The sequence below is a fragment of the Microbacterium sp. BK668 genome, assembly GCF_004362195.1.
Lineage (GTDB): Bacteria > Actinomycetota > Actinomycetes > Actinomycetales > Microbacteriaceae > Microbacterium.
In genome coordinates this window covers 2,038,063-2,055,978 of the sequence record NZ_SNWG01000001.1, presented here as the reverse complement: position 1 = coordinate 2,055,978, position 17,916 = coordinate 2,038,063, and the positions used below count along the sequence as shown (strand labels likewise).

The window sequence follows — 17,916 nt, the reverse complement described above, 5'->3', positions numbered from 1 at the left end:
CACCGGAATACCGATTCGCCCCGAGGAGGTTGGCCCACACATGGCTCACGCGATCACCTACACCGAGTTCGGCGGACCCGAGGTCCTCACCCTGACGCACATCCCCGATCCCGTCCCCGGCGAGGGTGAGATCGCCGTCCGGGTCGAGGCGGCGGGGGTCAATCCGATCGACGCGAAGTTCCGGTCGGGCAAGCGTCCCAGCGGCGAGATCACGGAGCCCCGGCGCGTCGGCGGCGACCTCGGCGGCGTCGTGACGGCGGTCGGAGCCGGGGTCGACGGCTTCCGAGAAGGCGACGCCGTTGCCGTCTTCGGGGTGCAGGGCGGCTACGCGACCGACATCGCCGTGCCGGCCGACCGCGCCCATGTGCGTCCTCCCCAGGTCTCGGCCGCCGAGGCGGCGGCGCTGGGCATCCCAATCGGGACGGCGTACCAGACCCTCCGCTCGCTCGGCGTCGGCCCGGGCGACACGCTGCTCGTGCACGGCGGGTCCGGATCGGTCGGACAGGCCGCGATCCAGTTCGCCGTGCTGTGGGGCGCGACGGTTCTCGCGACGTCGTCGGAGCGGCGCTTCGATCGTGTGCGGGAACTCGGTGCGACGCCGGTCGCGTACGGCGACGGTCTGGTCGACCGGGTGCGCGGGCTCGCGCCCGACGGCGTCACGGTGATCATCGACGCCGCCGGCACCGACGACGCCCTCTCCGCCTCCCTCGAGCTCCTCGCCGACCGGCGCCGCATCGCAACCCTCGTGCGCGGACGGGATGCCGCGGGCCTGGGCATCCGCGCCTTCTCGGGCGGCAGCCCGGAGCCGCTCACCGCGCAGCAGCTCGCGTGGCGCTTCGAGGCGATCCCCGTCGCCCTCGCGCTCCTCGCCGCCGGCGCCTTCTCCGTCGAGCTCGGACCGTCGTTCGCGCTCGCCGACGCCGCGCAGGCGCACGCCGCCGTCGAGGACGGCGTGGACGGCAAGATCGTCCTCGTCCCGTAGCGCCGGAGATCAGGCGCCGGACCCGCCCGGCGCAACAGTTCGCAACACCAGCGGGCGGATCGGACGCGGATCGCGAGAATGAACGGATGTCGTCCACACCCCGACCCCCGGGCTTCGCAACGGCCCAGGTGCAGGCCGGGTACGACCCGGGCCTCGCGCAGAACACCGCCGTCCCGCCGATCTATCAGTCGAACGCGTACGAGTTCGCCTCGCTCGCCGACGCCCGCGACCTCTTCGCGCTGCGGAAGGCCGGCAACCTCTACAGTCGCAACGCCAACCCGACGCAGCTCGTGTTCGAGGAGCGGATCGCCGCGCTCGAGGGCGGCGTGGCCGCGGCGGCGGTCGCGTCGGGGCAGGCGGCGGTCGCCGTGACGCTCCTGGCGCTGGCGAAGAAGGGCGAGCACATCGTCGCCTCACGGCAGCTGTACGGCGGCACGGTCGATCTCCTCCAGGAGACGTTCGCGGACTGGGGCATCGCCGTGACCTTCGTCGACCAGGACGACACCGCCGCCTGGCGCGCGGCCGTCCGGCCCGAGACGCGCGCGCTCTTCGCCGAGTCGATCACCAATCCCCTGGCGCAGGTGCTCGACATCCGGGCTGTCGCCGATGTCGCCCATGATGCGGGGGTCCCGCTCGTCATCGACAACACCGTCGCGACGCCGGCGCTCGTCCGGCCGGTCGAGTTCGGCGCCGACTTCGTCGTGCACTCCGCCACGAAGTACCTGGGCGGCCACGGCACCTCGATGGGGGGCGTCGTCGTCGACCTCGGCACGTTCGACTTCGGCGCTGAGCCCGGCCGCTGGCCGCAGCTGACCGAGCCCTACGCGCGCGTTCGCGACCTCGTGCTGTGGGACCGGTTCGGCCCTTCCGGGTTCGCCTTCGTCGCCCTCGTGAAGTCGAAGTACGTCCACGACCTCGGGCCCTCCCTGTCGCCCTTCAACGCCTTCCAGCTGCTCCAGGGCCTCGAGACGCTGGAGCTGCGGATGGCACGGCACAGCGCGTCCGCGCTCGAGGTCGCGCGGTTCCTGGCGGGGCATCCGGCCGTCGCGAGGGTGCACCATCCGCTCCTGGAGTCCTCGCCGTGGCACGACCTCGCGCGGCGCTACACGCCCCGGGGCGCGGCATCCGTCTTCGCGTTCGACCTCGTCACGGGCGGCGACGCCGACGCGGACTGGAGGCGGGTGGAGCGGTTCGTCGACTCGCTCCAGGTCGTGAAGCTCGTCGCCAACATCGGCGACGCGCGGAGCCTCGTCGCACACCCCGCGTCGATGACGCACAGCCACCTGAGCGAGGAGCAGTTCGCCGAGGCCGGCATCACGTGGACGACGATCCGCCTGTCGATCGGCCTGGAGGACCCCGCGGACCTCATCGCCGACCTCGCACGCTCCCTCGACCTCGTGACGGACGTGCCGGCGGAGGTGGTCGCGGAGGTCGAAGAGGTCTTCACCCCGACGCGATGAGCGCGCGGTAGAACGCGATCCCCCTCAGCCACACGTCGACCCTGATGCGCTCGTCGTGCGAGTGCAGCGCGTCGCGCTCCGATCGCGTGAGGTGGAACGGCGTGAAGCGGTAGACGTTGTCGCTGATCGCCGTGAACCACCGGCTGTCGCTTGCACCGAGCTGGAGGTACGGCGTCGGCACCACGTCGTCGCCGAGCGTCTCGACGACCACGCGGGCGAGGCGCTGCCACGCCGCGCCCCGCCACGGCGAGATCGGCGACGGGTCCGACCCGTGACGCACCTCCAGTTCCACCGCGTCATCCGCGATCACGCGTCGGAGCCGGGCCGTGGCGCTTCCCACGGTGTCGCCGTGGAGCAGCCGGATGTTGACAGACGCGCGGGCCGTCGTCGCCAGGACGTTCTCGCCCGGTGCCCCGCTGAGCTCCGTCACGACAGCCGTCGTCCGCACGACCGCGTTCATCTCAGGACCCAGGCGTGTGAACGCGGCCGCGACGACCGGCGCCGTGAGCGGAAGCCGCTGAAGCACCCCGCGCAGCGGCTGCGGAGCGTGCGGGGCGACCGTCTGGAGCATCGCCCGCACCGGCGGAGCGATGCGGGCGGGGAACGGATGCCGGTGCAGCCGGTCGATCGCACGCGCGAGGCGCGCCGTGGCCGGCGTGGCGGGCGGGGTCGAGGCGTGCCCGCCCTGCTCGCGCACCGTGAGCACGAGCGTCATGACCCCGCGCTCGGCGACGCCGATCATCGCCGTCGGCACCGAGACCCCCGGAACGACGCCGTCGACGACCGCTCCGCCTTCGTCGAGCACGAGCGCGGGACGCACTCCCCTGCTCCGCAGCTCCTCGACGAGAGCACGCGCGCCGCCGCCCGCCGTCTCCTCGTCGTGTCCGAACGCAAGATAGACGTCGCGCGGAGGCGTCACGCCGTCCGCGAGCGAGGCCTCGACCGCTTCGAGGATCGCGACGAGCGAGCCTTTGTCGTCGATCGCGCCGCGGGCGTGGATCGCGGCATCCATCCCGTCACCCACGAGCGAGGCGTCGAAGGGCGGGTGCTCCCACTCCGCGGCGACGACCGGCACGACGTCGAGGTGCGCCATCAGCACGAGCGGATCGCCGGCGCCGGCACCCGACCAGCGGTAGAGGAGCGAGTGCCCGTCGACGACTTCGCGATCGAGGCGACCGTGGATCAGCGGATACAGGCGCTGCACCGTCGCGAGGAACCGGTCGAACGACTCCCGGTCGATCGCGGACTCGTCGACGTGCGAGACGGTCGGGATGCGCAGCAGCTCCTGGAAGCGCTCGACGGGGGATGCCACCGCACGAGCCTACCCGCGCGCCGGTGCCGGGCATCCGGGTCCGAGCTCGTCGAAGAGTCGAAGCGCGGTGCCGCACCGCACCATCGCTACGCTCGACCCATGACCTTCCCCGACACGCCCGGCCTGCGCTGGGGCATCCTCGCGACGGGCGGCATCGCCCACGCCTTCGCCCGCGACCTGCGCGACGCGGGGCGCGACCTCGTCGCGGTCGGCTCGCGGCGTGCGGAGGCGGCGCGCGCGTTCGCGGGCGAGTTCGAGATCGCCCGCGCGCACGACTCCTACGACGCCCTCGTCGACGACCCCGATGTCGACATCCTCTACATCGCCACTCCGCACCCGACGCACGCCGAGAACGCGATCCTGGCGCTCGAGCACGGCAAGCACGTCCTCGTCGAAAAGCCGTTCACCCTGACGCGCGCCGAAGCCGAGCGCGTGCGCGAGGTCGCACGGGCGAACGGTCTCCTCGCGATGGAGGCCATGTGGACGCGATATCTGCCGCACATGGTCCGCATCCGCGAGATCCTCGCCGAGGGCGTGCTCGGCGAGGTGCGAGCGCTCTTCGCCGACCACACGCAGCGGATCTCGTCCGACCCCAGTCACCGCCTCAACGCGCTCGAGCTGGGCGGCGGGGCTCTCCTCGACCTCGGGGTCTATCCGATCTCCTTCGCGTGGGACATGCTCGGAGAGCCGACCACGATGACCGCGTCGGCCCGCCTCATCGAGACCGGTGCCGACAGCGAGGTCGCCACGACCTTCACGCATGCCGGCGGCGCCGTCTCGTCGACCCTCTCGGCCTCGCGCTCCGTGGGACCGAATGTCGCCCACATCCTCGGCACCGAGGCCCGCATCGACATCGACCGCGTCTGGTACGCGCCGACGTCGTTCCGCGTGATCGCCCCCGACGGCGACGTTCTGGAGGATTACGTCACGCAGCACGACGGCCGCGGCATGCAGTACCAGGCGCTGGCCGCGGAGCGCTACGTCGCCGACGGCACGCTCGACAGCGACATCCTCCCCCTCGACGAGACCGTCGCGATCATGGGGACCCTCGACGAGCTGCGCCGGATCATCGGCGTGCGGTACCCGCAGGAGGACTGAGCATGCCCGACTCGACACCCCGCGTCGCGGTCTATCTGGACTTCGACAACATCGTGATGTCCTGGTACGACCGGGTGCACGGGCGGAACGCCTACTCCCGCGATCGTCAGCGCATCACCGAGCGCACGGACCCGGAGGTTTCGCAGCGCCTGGCCGCCGCGACCGTGGACGTCGGCGCCATCATCGACTACGCGGCATCCTTCGGCACCCTCGTGCTGACCCGCGCGTACGCCGACTGGTCCTCGCCGGTCAACGCGGAATACCGCAGCCAGCTCGTGGCCCGGGCCGTCGACCTCGTCCAGCTCTTCCCCGCGGCGGCCTACGCCAAGAACGGCGCCGACATCCGGCTCGCCGTCGATGCCGTCGAGGACATGTTCCGCCTCCCCGATCTGACCCATGTCGTCATCGTGGCCGGAGACAGCGACTACGTGCCCCTCGCCCAGCGCTGCAAGCGGCTCGCCCGCTTCGTGGTCGGCGTGGGTGTCGCGGGATCGACGGCGAAGTCGCTCGCGGCGGCGTGCGACCAGTTCGACTCGTACGACTCGCTTCCGGGCGTTTCGGCGCCCGAAGGGGCGAAGAAGACGGATGCCGCGGCCCCCTCGCGCGCGAAGCGGACCAGGAAGGCCGAACCCGACCCCTCCGCCGAACTTCTCGCCCGTGCGCTGCGGCTCGAGCAGGAGCGGACGGACGAGGACTGGGTGCACCTGTCGGCGGTGAAGAATCTGCTGAAGCGCATGGACCCGTCCTTCAGCGAGAAGGCCCTGGGACACCGGTCGTTCTCCGACTTCGTCAAGGCGCACCCCTCGGTCGCCGACCTCGACGAGTCGACGAACATCGTCCGGGTCAGGCTGCTTCCCACCTGACCCCGATCACGTGACACCGGGGTCGCTTCGCGACGGCGAGCGCCCTGCGCGGCAGGACGTGGCGAAGGCGTGCTGGGTTGAAACCTGAATCGACTGTCATGTACTGTCTCGCAGAGCGGCTCTTCCCCCGAGCCGCGCTCAGCGCTCTACAAGGAGGTATCCAGCGCAATGGCATCCCCGCGCACATCCGACGCCCCGATGAAGCAGTCCAGCCTGCGACGGGTCGTCACGGCCTCGATGGCCGGCACAGTCGTCGAGTGGTACGAGTTCTTCCTCTACGCCACGGCGGCCACGCTCGTCTTCAACAAGATCATGTTCCCCCCGTCCGAAGACCCGTACGCGCCTATCATCGCGGCCTTCGTCACCTACGCCGTCGGGTTCATCGCACGTCCTCTGGGCGGCATCGTGTTCGGTCACTTCGGCGACAAGTACGGCCGCAAGAAGCTGCTGCAGCTCGCCATCATCCTCGTCGGAGTCGCGACGTTCCTCATGGGGTGCCTTCCGACCTTCGACGCGATCGGCTACTGGGCGCCGGCACTCCTCGTGCTGCTGCGCTTCGCGCAGGGCTTCGCGGTCGGTGGCGAGTGGGGCGGCGCCGTGCTGCTCGTCTCCGAGCACTCCCCTGACAAGTCGCGCGGGTTCTGGGCGTCGTGGCCGCAGGCAGCCGTCCCGCTCGGAAACCTTCTCGCGACGGTCGTGCTGCTCGTCCTGAGCCGCACGCTGACCGAGGAGCAGTTCCTCTCGTGGGGCTGGCGGATCGGATTCTGGCTGTCGGTGGTCATCGTCGCCATCGGCTACTACGTCCGCACACGGGTGACCGACGCCCCGATCTTCCTCGAAGTGCAGAAGCAGGTCGAGCAGTCGAAGGCGACGAGGTACGGCGTGCTCGAGGTCATCAAGCGCTACCCGCGCGGCGTGATCACCGCGATGGGGCTGCGCTTCGCCGAGAACATCATGTACTACCTCGTCGTGACGTTCTCGATCACCTATCTCGCCGTCGCTCTCGAGGTCGACACCGCCGAGATCCTGGGTCTCCTGGTCATCGCCCACATCATCCATGCGATCGTCATCCCGCTGATCGGCGGTCTCACCGACCGACTCGGCCGCAAGCCCGTCTACCTGATCGGCACGATCGGCGCCGCGGCATGGGGCTTCATCGCCTTCCCGATGTTCGACACCAGGAATCCGGCGATCATCGTCGCGGCGATCTCGCTGGGCCTCTTCATCCACGCCTTCATGTACGCGCCGCAGCCCGCCATCATGTCGGAGATGTTCCCGACGCGCATGCGGTACTCGGGCGTCTCGCTCGGCTACCAGGTGACGTCGATCGTCGCGGGCTCGCTCGCGCCGATCATCGCGACCGCGCTGCTGGCGACCTACGACTCCTACGTGCCGGTCGCGGTGTATCTGGCGATCGCGGCAGCGGTCACGCTCGTCGCCGTGATCTCGATGCGCGAGACGAAGGGCTCGTCGCTGCACGACCTGGATCGTCTCGACGAGGAGAAGCTCGCCGCCGATGAGGTCGCCGCGAAGGCCTGACGCCTCCGTCCCGACACCGCCCCGTCCTCCTCGCGAGGTCGGGGCGGTGCCGTCGGCACTCGGTTGCGTCGAATCGCGGCGCGAGCTGTCAATCGACGCAACCGGACCGGCGGCGCGGCGTTCGGTTGCGTCGAATGACCGACCCGGGCGCCGTTCGCCGCAAATGAAGGTGATGGATGCCGCTAGCGGGCCGAGAGCACGTCGTCGACCCATGCCGGCACGACCTCGGTCGCGGCACCCGCGCGCACCTCGTCGAACGGCACGAGCGCGTCGCTCGGCACGAGGTTCAGCTCCACCGTGCGGGCGCCGAACGCCGCGGCGAGGGCGACGTAGCCGGCGGCCGGATACACCGCGCCCGACGTGCCCACCGAGACGAAGACGTCGGAGTCGATGACGGCCCGCTCGATGCGGTCGAGGTCGTACGGCAGCTCGCCGAACCAGACGACGTCGGGGCGCAGCATCCGCTCCCCGCATTCCGGGCACGGCGGCCGATCGAGAAGGTCTCCCGTCCACTCGGGCCGGGCCCCGCACGAGAGGCACAGGGCGCGGCGCAGCTCCCCGTGCATGTGCACGAGGTTGCGCGAGCCCGCCCGCTCATGCAGATCGTCGACGTTCTGCGTCACGACGAGGAGGTCGTCGCCGATCTCGCGCTCGAGGCGGGCCAGCGCTTCGTGTGCGGCGTTGGGGGTGACGGATGCCACACCTCGGCGCCGTTCGTCGTAGAACCGCAGCACGAGGTCGGGGTCCGCCTCGAAACCCTCCGGCGTCGCTACGTCCTCGACCCGGTGACCCTCCCACAGGCCGTCGGCGTCGCGGAAGGTCGGGACGCCGCTCTCGGCCGAGATCCCGGCTCCCGTGAGCACCACGATGCGCATGGCACCATTGTGGCGTGAGCGACGCCGCGCCCGGGAAGAGTCCCCTGACCCGCCTCCCGGACGGGACGGTCAAGCAGATCGGCCCGCTCACCGGCACCCGCGTCTGGACGGTGCCGGGCCGCGCGCACCGTCCGATCGAGCTGATGCGCGAGGAGCCGCGCGTCCTTGCGCCGGGCGAGGCCACGCGCCTGTGCGCCTTCTGCGCGGACCGGTATCTCGAGACGACGCCCGAGAAGGTCCGGCTCGTGGGTCCCGACTTCGCCGAGCTGCGCCACGTGCCGGCGTCGGCCCTCTTCGACACCACCGCCGAGTTCCGGCGTTTCGGCAACCTGTTCGAGATCGTCTCGGCCGAGTACTGGCGCGAGAACCACGGCTTCCGCCAGCCGGGCCCGGTCGTCGCGTGGGCGCGCGACTACCTCAGCGAACCGGCCGGGCGAGAGCACATCGAGCACCTCGCGGCCGTCCGCGCCGCGGCATCCGGAGTCGCCCAGAGCCTCGAGGAGGCCGCGCTCGATCTCGTCGGCGGCTCGCACGACGTCATCGTCGCCCGCAGGCACGTCGTCGACGGCGCGTCGACCGATGCCGAGCTCGTGTCGTCGGGCGCCCTCACTCCGCGCGAGCACGCCGAGTACTTCGGATTCACGGTGCGCTCGCTCGACGAGATCGCGCGGGCGCAGCCGCACGCCGCCTACGTCGCCGTGTTCCAGAACTGGCTCCTGCCGGCCGGCGCGTCGTTCGAGCATCTGCACAAGCAGCTCGTCGCGATCGACGACCACGGGCCGCAGGTCGACCACGAGCTGCGACTGCTCGCGGGCGATCGCCGCCTCTACCAGCACGCGATCGCCGATCTCTCGGTCGAGAAGGGCCTCGTCGTCGCGGCGAATGACGGCGCCGTCGCGTTCGCCGGCGTCGGCCACCGCTACCCCGCGTTCGAGGTCTACTCGCGCTCGCGCGCCAACCTGCCCTGGGAGCATCCGGCGACCGAGATCCGCGCGATGTCCGACCTCGTGCATGCGCTGCACGCACTCACGGGTGTGCACGTGCCGACGAATGAGGAGTGGCACTACCGCCCGCCGGACGCGGCGTGGCCCATGCCCTGGCGCATCGTGCTGAAGTGGCGCATCTCGAACCCCGCGGGGTTCGAGGGGGGCACGAAGATCCACGTCAACACCATCGACCCCTGGGAGCTGCGCCGAAGGGCGGTCGCCGATCTGACGGCGCTGCGTCGCGAGGGCCGGATCGCCGACGGCATCCGCGTCGGCGACGAGTGCCGCCCGGAGGACGCGCGCCTGCGGTACGCCGACTGAGCTCTCCTCGGCCGGCCGCCGCGTGCGGGCGAGATCGCACATCGAGGAGCGAGCACGCCGATCGGTGCAGCGTCGATCTGCGGTCCGGGCGCCCGATGTGCGATCTCGGGCCCTCAGGAGGCGATCGGCGCGGGGGCTCAGCGGCGCGTCGACCAGAGGGATGCCGCGATCAGCGCCGCCTGGAGCGGCAGCCGCGCGAGGCGCTTGGCGTCGGTGTCCATCCCGAAGCCGTCGCGGTGCTTGAGCCACTGGTCGACGTTGCCGGGGAACACCGCGACGAAGAACGCCGCGAGGATCGTCCCGATGCGCCGCCGCTCCTTCGGAAGCGCGACGAGCGCGGCGCCGAGCATCATCTCGACGGCTCCCGAGGCGACGACGATGCCGTCCTTGTCGATCGGGGCGATCTCCGTCGCCCAGTCCGGAACCTGGTTCTGGAACTCCCTTCGGCCCCAGAACAGGTGGCTGAGTCCGGCGAGAATCATCGAAGCGGCGAGGAGCCACCGTACAGCGGTGCGCATCGTCCTACTCAACCGGATGGCGGAGTCCGGTTCGACCCCTTGCCGAGCGGGGCCGACCGGAGTAGACGACGGTGGGAGCACCTAGTGATACCGGCCGCTGTAGGCATTGAGGGCCGGCTGCCCGCCGAGGTGGGCGTAGAGGACGTTCGAGTCCCGTGGGATCTCCCCCGACGTCACGAGGTCGATGAGACCGGCCATCGACTTGCCCTCGTAGACGGGGTCGAGGATGACGCCCTCGAGGCGCCCCGTCAGGTAGATCGCCTCGTCCGTGGAGTCCACCGGGATGCCGTACTCGTCGCCGGCCCAACCCTCGAGCACGGTGATCTCGTCGTCTCGCAGATCTCGGCCCACGCCCACGAGGTCGGCGGTGCGACGGGCGATGCGCGCCACCTGGTCCCGCGTCTCGGCGATCGTGGCGGACGCGTCGATGCCGAGCACCCGCCGGGGCCGGTCGCCGAAGTTCTCGAGGAGGTCGGCGAAGCCCGCGATCATCCCGGCATGCGTCGAGCCGGTCACGGTGCAGACGACGATCGTGTCGAAGAAGACGCCGAGCTGCTCCTCCTGCGCCTTCACCTCGTGCGCCCAGTTGGCGAAGCCGAGTCCGCCGAGCCGGTGGTCGCTCGCACCCGCCGGAATCGCGTACGGCGTGCCGCCGGATGCCTCGACCTCCGCGATCGCGTCCTTCCATGAGTCCTTGAATCCGATGCCGAAGCCCGCGGGCGACAGACGGACATCGGCCCCCATCAGGCGCGATAGGAGGATGTTGCCGACGCGGTCGTTCACGGCATCCGGCCAGTTCACCCAGTGCTCCTGCACCAGCACGGCCTTCAGCCCGAGGTGCGCCGCGACCGCGGCGACCTGACGGGTGTGATTGGACTGCACACCGCCGATCGACACGAGTGTGTCGGCGCCCTGGGCGAGGGCCTCCGGCACGAGGTACTCGAGCTTGCGCACCTTGTTTCCGCCGAACGCCAGCCCGCTCGAGACGTCTTCGCGCTTGGCCCACACTCGGGCTCCGCCGAGGTGGTCGGACAGCCGGTTCAGCGGATGGACCGGGCTCGGGCCGAACATCAGCGAGTGGCGGGGGAAGTCGGCGAGAGTCATAGCATCTCCTCGGGTCGGGACGATCGGTGGGATGCCGCAGCCACCATGCAATATATTGCACACTGCCGGGGCATCCGCCGTCAAATGCGGCCCGCCCGCGAGACCCGCCATCCGGGCGCGACACGCCGATGCAGCACCCATCCGCGACGTTTCCCCCCTCTGCACGGGCCCGGGGCGATGGGAGCGTGGAAGGCTGGGTGGGTTGACTTTCGAAGGGCGAGGAGCGCGGATGTCGGACGGCGTCGGGTTGCGGTCGGATCGGGGACCGATCCTCCTCGCCCTCATGCTGTCGACGTTCCTGATCGCGATCGACTCCACGATCCTGGCCACGGCGGTGCCGACGATCGTCGGCGAGTTCGGCGGGTTCGAGCAGTTCCCCTGGCTCTTCTCGATCTACACGCTCGCGCAGGCTGCCTCCGTTCCCGTCTACGCCAAGCTCAGCGATGTGGTGGGCCGTCGACCGGTCATCTACACCGGCATTCTGCTCTTCCTCCTCGGCTCGGTGCTGTGCGCCATGGCGTGGGACATGTCGGCCCTGATCGCCTTCCGTGCCGTCCAGGGCCTGGGTGCTGGAGCGATCATGCCCGTCGCGATGACGATCGCGGGCGACATCTACACCGTCCGGGAGCGCGCGAAGGCGCAGGGCTACCTTGCCAGCGTGTGGGCCGTCTCGGCCGTCGTGGGGCCGACCATCGGCGGCCTGTTCGCCCAGTTCCTCTCCTGGCGCTGGATCTTCTGGATCAACGTCCCGCTGTGCCTGATCGCCCTGTGGATGCTGTGGCGCAACTATCGCCAGCCGTTCGAGCGGCATCGGCAGCGCATCGACTACGCCGGCGCAGTCCTCCTGACCGCGGCGCTCGTGCTTCTCGTGCTCGCTCTCCTCGAGGGCGGGAACGCGTGGGGATGGCTTTCGTGGCAGAGTCTCGCCGCCTTCGGGATCGGGGCAGCCCTGCTCGTCGGCTTCGCGTTCGTCGAGCGGCGCGCCCAGGACCCGATCCTCGCGCCGTGGGTCTTCTCGAGCCGCATCGTCGTGTCGACATCGATCGTCGCGCTGCTCGTGGGCGTCGTGCTGATCGGACTCGTCTCCTTCGTCCCCACCTTCCTGCAGGCCACGACCGCCGCCGTTCCGCTCGCCGCCGGGCTCGCCGTCGCGGCGCTCACCCTCGGCTGGCCCCTGTCGGCCGCCCTCGCGGGCCGCTTCTACCTCAGGATCGGGTTCCGGGCGACGACCCTGCTCGGAAGCACCCTCGCGATCCTCGGCGCGGCTCTGCTCGTCGTCTTCGCGCTCGCTCCGTCGATCGTCCTCACGGCGGTCGGCTGCTTCGTGGTCGGTCTCGGCCTCGGCCTCGTCGCCGCGCCGAGCCTCATCGCGGCGCAGTCCTCCGTCGACATGCGCCGTCGCGGCGTCGTGTCGGGCACGAACATGCTCGCTCGCTCCGTGGGGAGCGCCGTCGGGGTCGCCGTCTTCGGCGCGATCGCGAATGCGCTCATCGCGTCGGGCGGCGGTTCCGACGTCCCCGCCGCCATCCAGTCCGGCTCGATCGCCGTCTTCGTCGGGGTGGCGGTCTCCGCCCTGATCATGCTCGTCGCGTGTGCGTTCATCCCGCCCGTACGGATCGAGGAGCACGAGCAGGCGGGCGAGCGCGAGACCGTGGCGTCCGGCGACGACGGAACGGATGCCGCGGGCTGACGCGACTCGGGTGCTCCGGCGTGCCGGGGTGAGGTCGGGCGGCGGCTGACCGCCCGCGCGCGTCACCCGCGCAGCATCCGTCGCAGCGTCTGGATGGTGTCGGCCTCCTCGGGCCGCTTGTCGTCGCGGTAGCGCTTGACGCGGGCGAAGCGCAGCGCCAGTCCGCCGGGGTACCGGGGCGAGCGCTGGACGCCGTCGATCGCGATCTCGACGACGATCTCGGGCGGAAGCCACACCGTGCCGGGCGTCTCGCGCACGGCGAGCTCCTGGAAGCGGTCCGTCTGCCAGGCCAGGAGCGCATCGGTCAGCCCCTTGAAGGTCTTGCCGACCATGACGAAGCCCCCGCCGAACTCGCCCGTCGCGTCGAGCGCACCCAGATGCAGATTCGACAACCACCCGGTGCGGCGACCGTAGCCCCACTCGGCGGCGAGGACGACGAGATCGAACGTATGGACCGGCTTGACCTTGATCCAGCTCGAACCGCGGCGCCCCGCGGCATACGTCGACTCGATCGCCTTGACGACGACGCCCTCGTGCCCCGCGTCGAGCGCCTCCGCCGTGAGACGCTCGGCGACCGCGGGATCGCCTGTGACCTCGCCCGGGATCCGGTGGTCGGGCGCGATGCGCCCGAGTTCCTCGCGTCGAACCCGCAGCGGCTCGTCGAGCAGGTCGCGACCGTCCACATGCAGAACGTCGAAGAACCACGGGTGCAGCACCGTGAAGTCCGGCCCCTGTGCCCGCTGGAGGCCCGCGCCGAAGCGCGACATGGTGTCCTGGAACGGGCGAGGCGCGTCGTTCTCATCGAGCGCGAGCGTCTCGCCGTCGAGGATGACGGCGTGCACCGGCATCCCCCTCACGACCTCGACCACCTCGGGCAGGCGATCCGTGATGTCGGCGAGATTCCGCGTGAAGATCCGCACGTCGTCGCCGTATCGGTGCACTTGGATGCGCGCGCCGTCGAGCTTGTACTCGACGGATGCCTCGCCCACCGATCCGACCGCCTCGGTCACCGTCGACGCCGTCGAGGCGAGCATCGGCAGCACGGCGCGTCCGACCTCGAGGCCGATCGCCGCCAGCTCATCCGCACGACCCGTGAGCGCGAGACGCGCGGTCTGGCCGAGGTCGCCCGACAGCATCGCGGCCCGCCGGACCACGGCTGCGTCGCGGTCGGAGGCCCGCGCGATCGCGTCGAGCAGCACCCCCTCGAGCGCACCCGTGCGCAGCTCGCCGAGGATCACCCGGGTCAGGAACTCCCACTCGGCCGGTGTCGCGCGCGAGGCGAGATCCCGGAGCGCACCCCCGCGGACGGCGACCGAACCGGCTCCGGACGCCTCGGCCAGCGTGTCCAGCGCCTCGTCGACCTCTTCGATCGTGAGCGTCGGCTCGGCCGCGTGGTCGGCGTCGACAGATGAGAGGCTGCGCCAGCCCACGCCGATGCGGCCCTGCCGCGGGCTCGCCGTCAGGAACCCGACGGCGATCGGGATCTCCTCCGGTTCGAGCTGCCGCAGCAGCGCCGCGAGGGCGTCGATCTTGGCCAGGCGCGAGCGGGTGGCCCCGACCGCCTCGGCGGTCTCGACGACGGCGGTCAACAGCATCCACGAATTCTGCCACCCACAGGGGACACCGGCGCGGGGCTGCGAGTGCGGGGCTGTAGAACGAGTTATGTCGGACCCCACCCGGCATCCGGAGGGTCTTGCGCGGGGGTCAGCCCGGGAGGCGCGGCACCGACGACAGCAGGCGCTGCGTGTAGTGGTGGTGCGGGTCGGACAGCACCGACCCGGTCGGGCCCTCCTCCACGATGCGGCCGCCTTCGAGCACCGTCATGCGGGCGCACAGCGCCGACACGATGGTGAGGTCGTGCGAGACGAGCAGCATGCCGATGCCCCGCTCGCGGGCGAGGCGCACGAAGAGCTCGATGACGAGCATGCGCACCGATGTGTCCAGGGCGCTCACCGGCTCGTCCGCGAGGAGGAGCGCGGGCTCGGGCGCGAGGGCCCGGGCGATCGCGATGCGCTGCCGCTGCCCGCCGGAGAAGGCATCGGGGTAGCTGCCGGCGGCATCGGCCGGCAGGTCGACGGCCCGCAGCAGCTCGGCGACGCGCGCGGCCCGCTCGGCGCGCCCACCGGGAATGCGCAGCGAACGCAGCGGCTCTGCGATGGAGTCGCCCACCGTCATCCGCGGGTCGAGCGAGGAGAACGGGTCCTGAAAGACCGGCTGCACTGCGCGGCGGAACGCGCGCATCCCGGCACGGTCCGCCTGCGACAGCGGCCGGCCGTCGAACAGGATGCGGCCGCTCGTCGGCTCGTCGAGCCCGAGCAGCAGACGCAGGAGCGTCGTCTTCCCCGCGCCCGACTCGCCGACGAGGCCCACGCTCTCGCCCGGCGCGATCGCGAGGCCGACGTCGTGCAGCACGGGGGCCCCGTGCCGGTAGTGGAACCCCACGCCCTCGGCGGCGAGCAACGGCGGAGGGGTCATCGCCTCGCCGCTCATCGGTCCCCCTCCGTCCGGCGGGCGCGTCCCGTCGACGGGGGCAGGAAGGCATCCAGCTCCCGGGATGCCTCGACCAGCGTCCGCGAGTACGGATGCTCCGGCGCAGCCAGCAGCCGCGGCGTCTCGGCGAGCTCCACCTGCCGCCCGTGCCGCATGACGAGCACGCGGTCGGCGACCTCCGACACGACCGGAAGGTCGTGGCTGATGAAGATGAGCGACATGCCGCGCTCGCTCACCTCGCGCTGCAGCAGGTCGAGCACGCCGGCCTGGACGGTGACGTCGAGGGCCGTCGTGGGCTCGTCGGCGATGAGCAGCCGCGGGTCGCCCGCGAGGGCGAGCGCGATCGCGACGCGCTGCCGCTGACCGCCCGAGATCTCGTGGATGTACGAGCGGGCGATCCGCTCCGGATCGGACAGCTGCACATCCGCGAGCGCGTCGAGCACGGCGCGCCGCAGCGCATCGCCGCGGAGGCCGAGGTGCTGCCTGAGCGGCCACGCGAGCTGCTTGCCCACCCGCATGAGCGGGTCGAGCGACGCGAGCGGCTCCTGGAACACGGCGCTCACGACGGAGCCGCGCACGCGGTCCAGCCGCCGCTGGGACGCGCCGACGACCTCCACCGAACCCCCGTCGGTCGAGAGCACGGCGCTCCCCCGGGCCTCCAGGGGATAGGCGAGCAGCCCGAGGATCGCGAGGGCCGTCACCGATTTGCCCGACCCGGATTCGCCGATGATCCCCAGACGCTCGCCCGGTTCGAGGGCGAACGACACGGCCTCGACGAGGTCACGCTGCTCGGCGCCGTCGATCGTCACGCCGAGGTCCTCGAGCGTCAGGAGCCCACTCATCGGATGCTCCGGGAGGTCGGGTCGGCGACGTCCCGCAGGCCGTCGGCGAGCAGATTCATGCCGATGATCGTCGCGACGAGCAGGACCCCGGGCAGGATCGCCGCTGCCGGGGAGACGAGCACCGTGCTCTGGGCCTCCTGCAGCATCCGTCCCCACGACGCGTTGGGAGGCGGTGACCCGAGTCCCAGGTACGACAGGGATGCCTCGGCCACGACGGCGCCGCCGAACTGCAGCGCGAGCGGCACGACGAGGGTGGGCCAGACGTTGGGAAGGACGTGGATGCCGAGAAGACGCAGACGCCCGGTGCCCGACGTGCGCGACGCCGTGACGAAGTCCTGCGCGAGCACGCGGGTCGCGGTCACGCGGGTGAGGCGCGCGATGACGGCGGACCCCGCGAGGCCGATGGCCAGGATCGCCGATTCGAGCGACGCGCCACGCCACGCCACGATGAGCATCGCGAGGAGGAGCGTCGGGAAGGCGATCGCGATGTCGAGGAGGCTCGAGATGGCGTCGTCCACCCAGCGGCCCGCGACGGCCGCGCCGATGCCGAAGGTCACGCCGAGCACCGCAGCGATGAGAACCGAGCCGAAGCCCACGACCATTGCGAGGCGCGCGCCGACCATGAGCTGCGAGAACAGGTCGCGTCCCAGCCGGTCGGTGCCCGCCCAGTGCTCGGCCGACGGCGGCAGGAGGCGATCGCCCGTCGTGTCCTCGAGTCCGAAGGGCGTCCAGAAGAAGGAGACGAGGGCCACGGCGAGGATGACGCCGAACAGCACGGACCCCACGAGGAGGTTGATCGAGCGGCGCGTGCGCGGCCTGCGGCGGCCCGGCGCTTCGACGGCCGCCGCGGGGATCGTGGCGGTCATGCGGCGGCCCTCGCGCGGCGGTTGCCCGACAGCGAGTCGCGCAGACGCGGGTCGATGAGGCGCTGCACGATGTCGGCGGCGAAGCCCAGCAGCAGCACGAGCGCCGTCGAGACGAGCAGCACCCCCTGCACGCTCGGGAAGTCCTGCTCCTTGATGCCGACGAGCAGCATGTCGCCGAGGCCCGGGAGGGCGTACACGCGCTCGATCACGACGGCGCCCACGAAGGTCGTCGAGAGCATGATCGCGAGGATCGAGACGACCGGCACGACGGCGTTGCGCACGCCGTGGCGCCACAGCGCCGAGCCGAAGCTCTGGCCGGTCGCGCGCGCGGCGCGCATGTACTGCTGGCCGAGGATGTCGAGCGTGGCACTGCGCACGTACCGCGCGAGGTCGCTTCCGGCGACGAGTGCGATCGTGACGACGGGCAGGGTCAGCGAGTAGAGGGCCCGCCCGGGGTCGTCCCAGTCCGTGCGCGGGAACCCGCCCGCGGGGAAGAGCCGCCAGCCCAGCGACAGCACCGCGACGAGCAGGATGCCGACCCAGAACACCGGGATCGCGCCACCCAGCTGCGACAGCGCGGAGAAGGTCGCGCCGTACCACGTGCGCGACTTCCAGGCGGCGAAGAATCCGACGGGCACGGCGATCGCGACGGCGAGGAGGAACGACAGGATCGTGAGCGGCAGCGTCACGTTGAGACGGCGGAGGATCTCGTCGCCGACCGGGAGGCTGTTCGTGAACGATTCGCCGAGGTCGAGCGTCACGAGCTGGGCGAGGTAGTCGCCGTACTGCTCCCAGAGGGGCCGATCCACGCCCAGGCGTGCCGCCGCCGCCGCGATGTCGGCATCCGTCGCCCCGACCGAGATGAGCGCGTAGACGGGATTGCCGAGCACGCGCAGCACGACGAACAGGATCGTCGCCGCCAGCGCGAACGCCAGCAGCAACAACCCTGTCCGTCGGATCAGATACGCGC

At 71.3% G+C, this 17,916-nt stretch carries 16 protein-coding genes; 7 read left to right on the top strand and 9 right to left on the bottom strand.

The window, feature by feature from the left end:
• Positions 1-40: 40 nt before the first annotated feature.
• Together EV279_RS09130 and EV279_RS09125 are read left to right on the top strand one after the other, a co-directional pair.
• Positions 41-982 carry an NADP-dependent oxidoreductase gene (locus EV279_RS09130; protein WP_133542776.1) on the top strand — a complete coding sequence of 314 codons (942 nt, stop codon included), beginning with the start codon at positions 41-43 and terminating at the stop codon, positions 980-982.
• Positions 983-1,068: 86 nt separating this feature from the next.
• Entirely contained in the window at positions 1,069-2,442 is a 1,374-nt protein-coding gene (locus EV279_RS09125; protein ID WP_133542774.1) for an aminotransferase class V-fold PLP-dependent enzyme, read from the top strand.
• On the opposite strand, the gene EV279_RS09120 is transcribed toward EV279_RS09125, so the two are convergent.
• Positions 2,426-3,754, bottom strand: coding sequence for a M20/M25/M40 family metallo-hydrolase (locus EV279_RS09120; protein ID WP_133542773.1), 1,329 nt, complete (start codon positions 3,752-3,754; stop codon positions 2,426-2,428). The two genes, EV279_RS09125 and EV279_RS09120, sit on opposite strands and share 17 nt — an antisense overlap.
• 99 nt (positions 3,755-3,853) lie before the next feature.
• On the opposite strand from EV279_RS09120, the gene EV279_RS09115 reads away from it, so the two are divergent.
• From EV279_RS09115 to EV279_RS09105, 3 genes are all read left to right on the top strand, one after another.
• The gene (locus EV279_RS09115; RefSeq protein ID WP_133542771.1) at positions 3,854-4,852 is read left to right on the top strand and encodes a Gfo/Idh/MocA family oxidoreductase; all 999 of its coding nucleotides are present in this window, start codon (positions 3,854-3,856) and stop codon (positions 4,850-4,852) included.
• A 2-nt stretch (positions 4,853-4,854) separates the two neighbouring features.
• The gene (locus EV279_RS09110; RefSeq protein ID WP_133542769.1) at positions 4,855-5,715 is read left to right on the top strand and encodes an NYN domain-containing protein; all 861 of its coding nucleotides are present in this window, start codon (positions 4,855-4,857) and stop codon (positions 5,713-5,715) included.
• 198 nt (positions 5,716-5,913) lie between these two features.
• On the top strand, positions 5,914-7,254 hold the full coding sequence (locus tag EV279_RS09105) for an MFS transporter (RefSeq protein ID WP_243728509.1): 1,341 nt from the start codon (positions 5,914-5,916) through the stop codon (positions 7,252-7,254).
• 182 nt (positions 7,255-7,436) lie between these two features.
• Here the strand turns inward: EV279_RS09105 and EV279_RS09100 are convergent, their stop codons facing one another.
• Positions 7,437-8,129: an NAD-dependent deacylase gene (locus tag EV279_RS09100; protein WP_133542766.1), complete on the bottom strand. Its 693-nt coding sequence runs from the start codon at positions 8,127-8,129 to the stop codon at positions 7,437-7,439.
• 14 nt (positions 8,130-8,143) lie between these two features.
• Between EV279_RS09100 and EV279_RS09095 the strand changes: the two genes are divergently transcribed.
• Positions 8,144-9,436, top strand: a complete 1,293-nt coding sequence (locus tag EV279_RS09095) for a DUF4921 family protein (protein ID WP_133542764.1) — start codon at positions 8,144-8,146, stop codon at positions 9,434-9,436.
• Positions 9,437-9,573: 137 nt separating this feature from the next.
• Here EV279_RS09095 and EV279_RS09090 read toward each other — a convergent pair whose 3' ends face one another.
• Together EV279_RS09090 and EV279_RS09085 are read right to left on the bottom strand one after the other, a co-directional pair.
• Positions 9,574-9,954: a hypothetical protein gene (locus EV279_RS09090; protein ID WP_208109506.1), complete on the bottom strand. Its 381-nt coding sequence runs from the start codon at positions 9,952-9,954 to the stop codon at positions 9,574-9,576.
• 81 nt (positions 9,955-10,035) lie between these two features.
• Positions 10,036-11,058: a 1-aminocyclopropane-1-carboxylate deaminase gene (locus EV279_RS09085; protein ID WP_133542761.1), complete on the bottom strand. Its 1,023-nt coding sequence runs from the start codon at positions 11,056-11,058 to the stop codon at positions 10,036-10,038.
• A 229-nt stretch (positions 11,059-11,287) separates the two neighbouring features.
• Between EV279_RS09085 and EV279_RS09080 the strand changes: the two genes are divergently transcribed.
• A complete protein-coding gene (locus EV279_RS09080; protein ID WP_133542759.1) occupies positions 11,288-12,748 on the top strand; it encodes an MFS transporter in 1,461 nt (486 codons plus the stop codon).
• Positions 12,749-12,810: 62 nt separating this feature from the next.
• On the opposite strand, the gene EV279_RS09075 is transcribed toward EV279_RS09080, so the two are convergent.
• The 5 genes from EV279_RS09075 to EV279_RS09055 all read right to left on the bottom strand — a co-directional run bounded on the left by EV279_RS09075 (position 12,811) and on the right by EV279_RS09055 (position 17,890).
• A complete protein-coding gene (locus EV279_RS09075) occupies positions 12,811-14,343 on the bottom strand; it encodes an ATP-dependent DNA ligase (RefSeq protein WP_133542757.1) in 1,533 nt (510 codons plus the stop codon).
• Positions 14,344-14,452: 109 nt separating this feature from the next.
• Positions 14,453-15,238 carry an ATP-binding cassette domain-containing protein gene (locus EV279_RS09070; RefSeq protein ID WP_243728508.1) on the bottom strand — a complete coding sequence of 262 codons (786 nt, stop codon included), beginning with the start codon at positions 15,236-15,238 and terminating at the stop codon, positions 14,453-14,455.
• On the bottom strand, positions 15,235-16,080 hold the full coding sequence (locus EV279_RS09065) for an ABC transporter ATP-binding protein (protein ID WP_208109505.1): 846 nt from the start codon (positions 16,078-16,080) through the stop codon (positions 15,235-15,237). Before EV279_RS09065 ends, EV279_RS09070 begins: the two co-directional genes overlap by 4 nt.
• The gene (locus tag EV279_RS09060; protein ID WP_133542755.1) at positions 16,077-16,946 is read right to left on the bottom strand and encodes an ABC transporter permease; all 870 of its coding nucleotides are present in this window, start codon (positions 16,944-16,946) and stop codon (positions 16,077-16,079) included. Before EV279_RS09060 ends, EV279_RS09065 begins: the two co-directional genes overlap by 4 nt.
• On the bottom strand, positions 16,943-17,890 hold the full coding sequence (locus EV279_RS09055; protein ID WP_243728507.1) for an ABC transporter permease: 948 nt from the start codon (positions 17,888-17,890) through the stop codon (positions 16,943-16,945). The genes EV279_RS09060 and EV279_RS09055 overlap by 4 nt, the downstream gene beginning before the upstream one ends.
• Between the last annotated feature and the right edge of the window lie 26 nt (positions 17,891-17,916).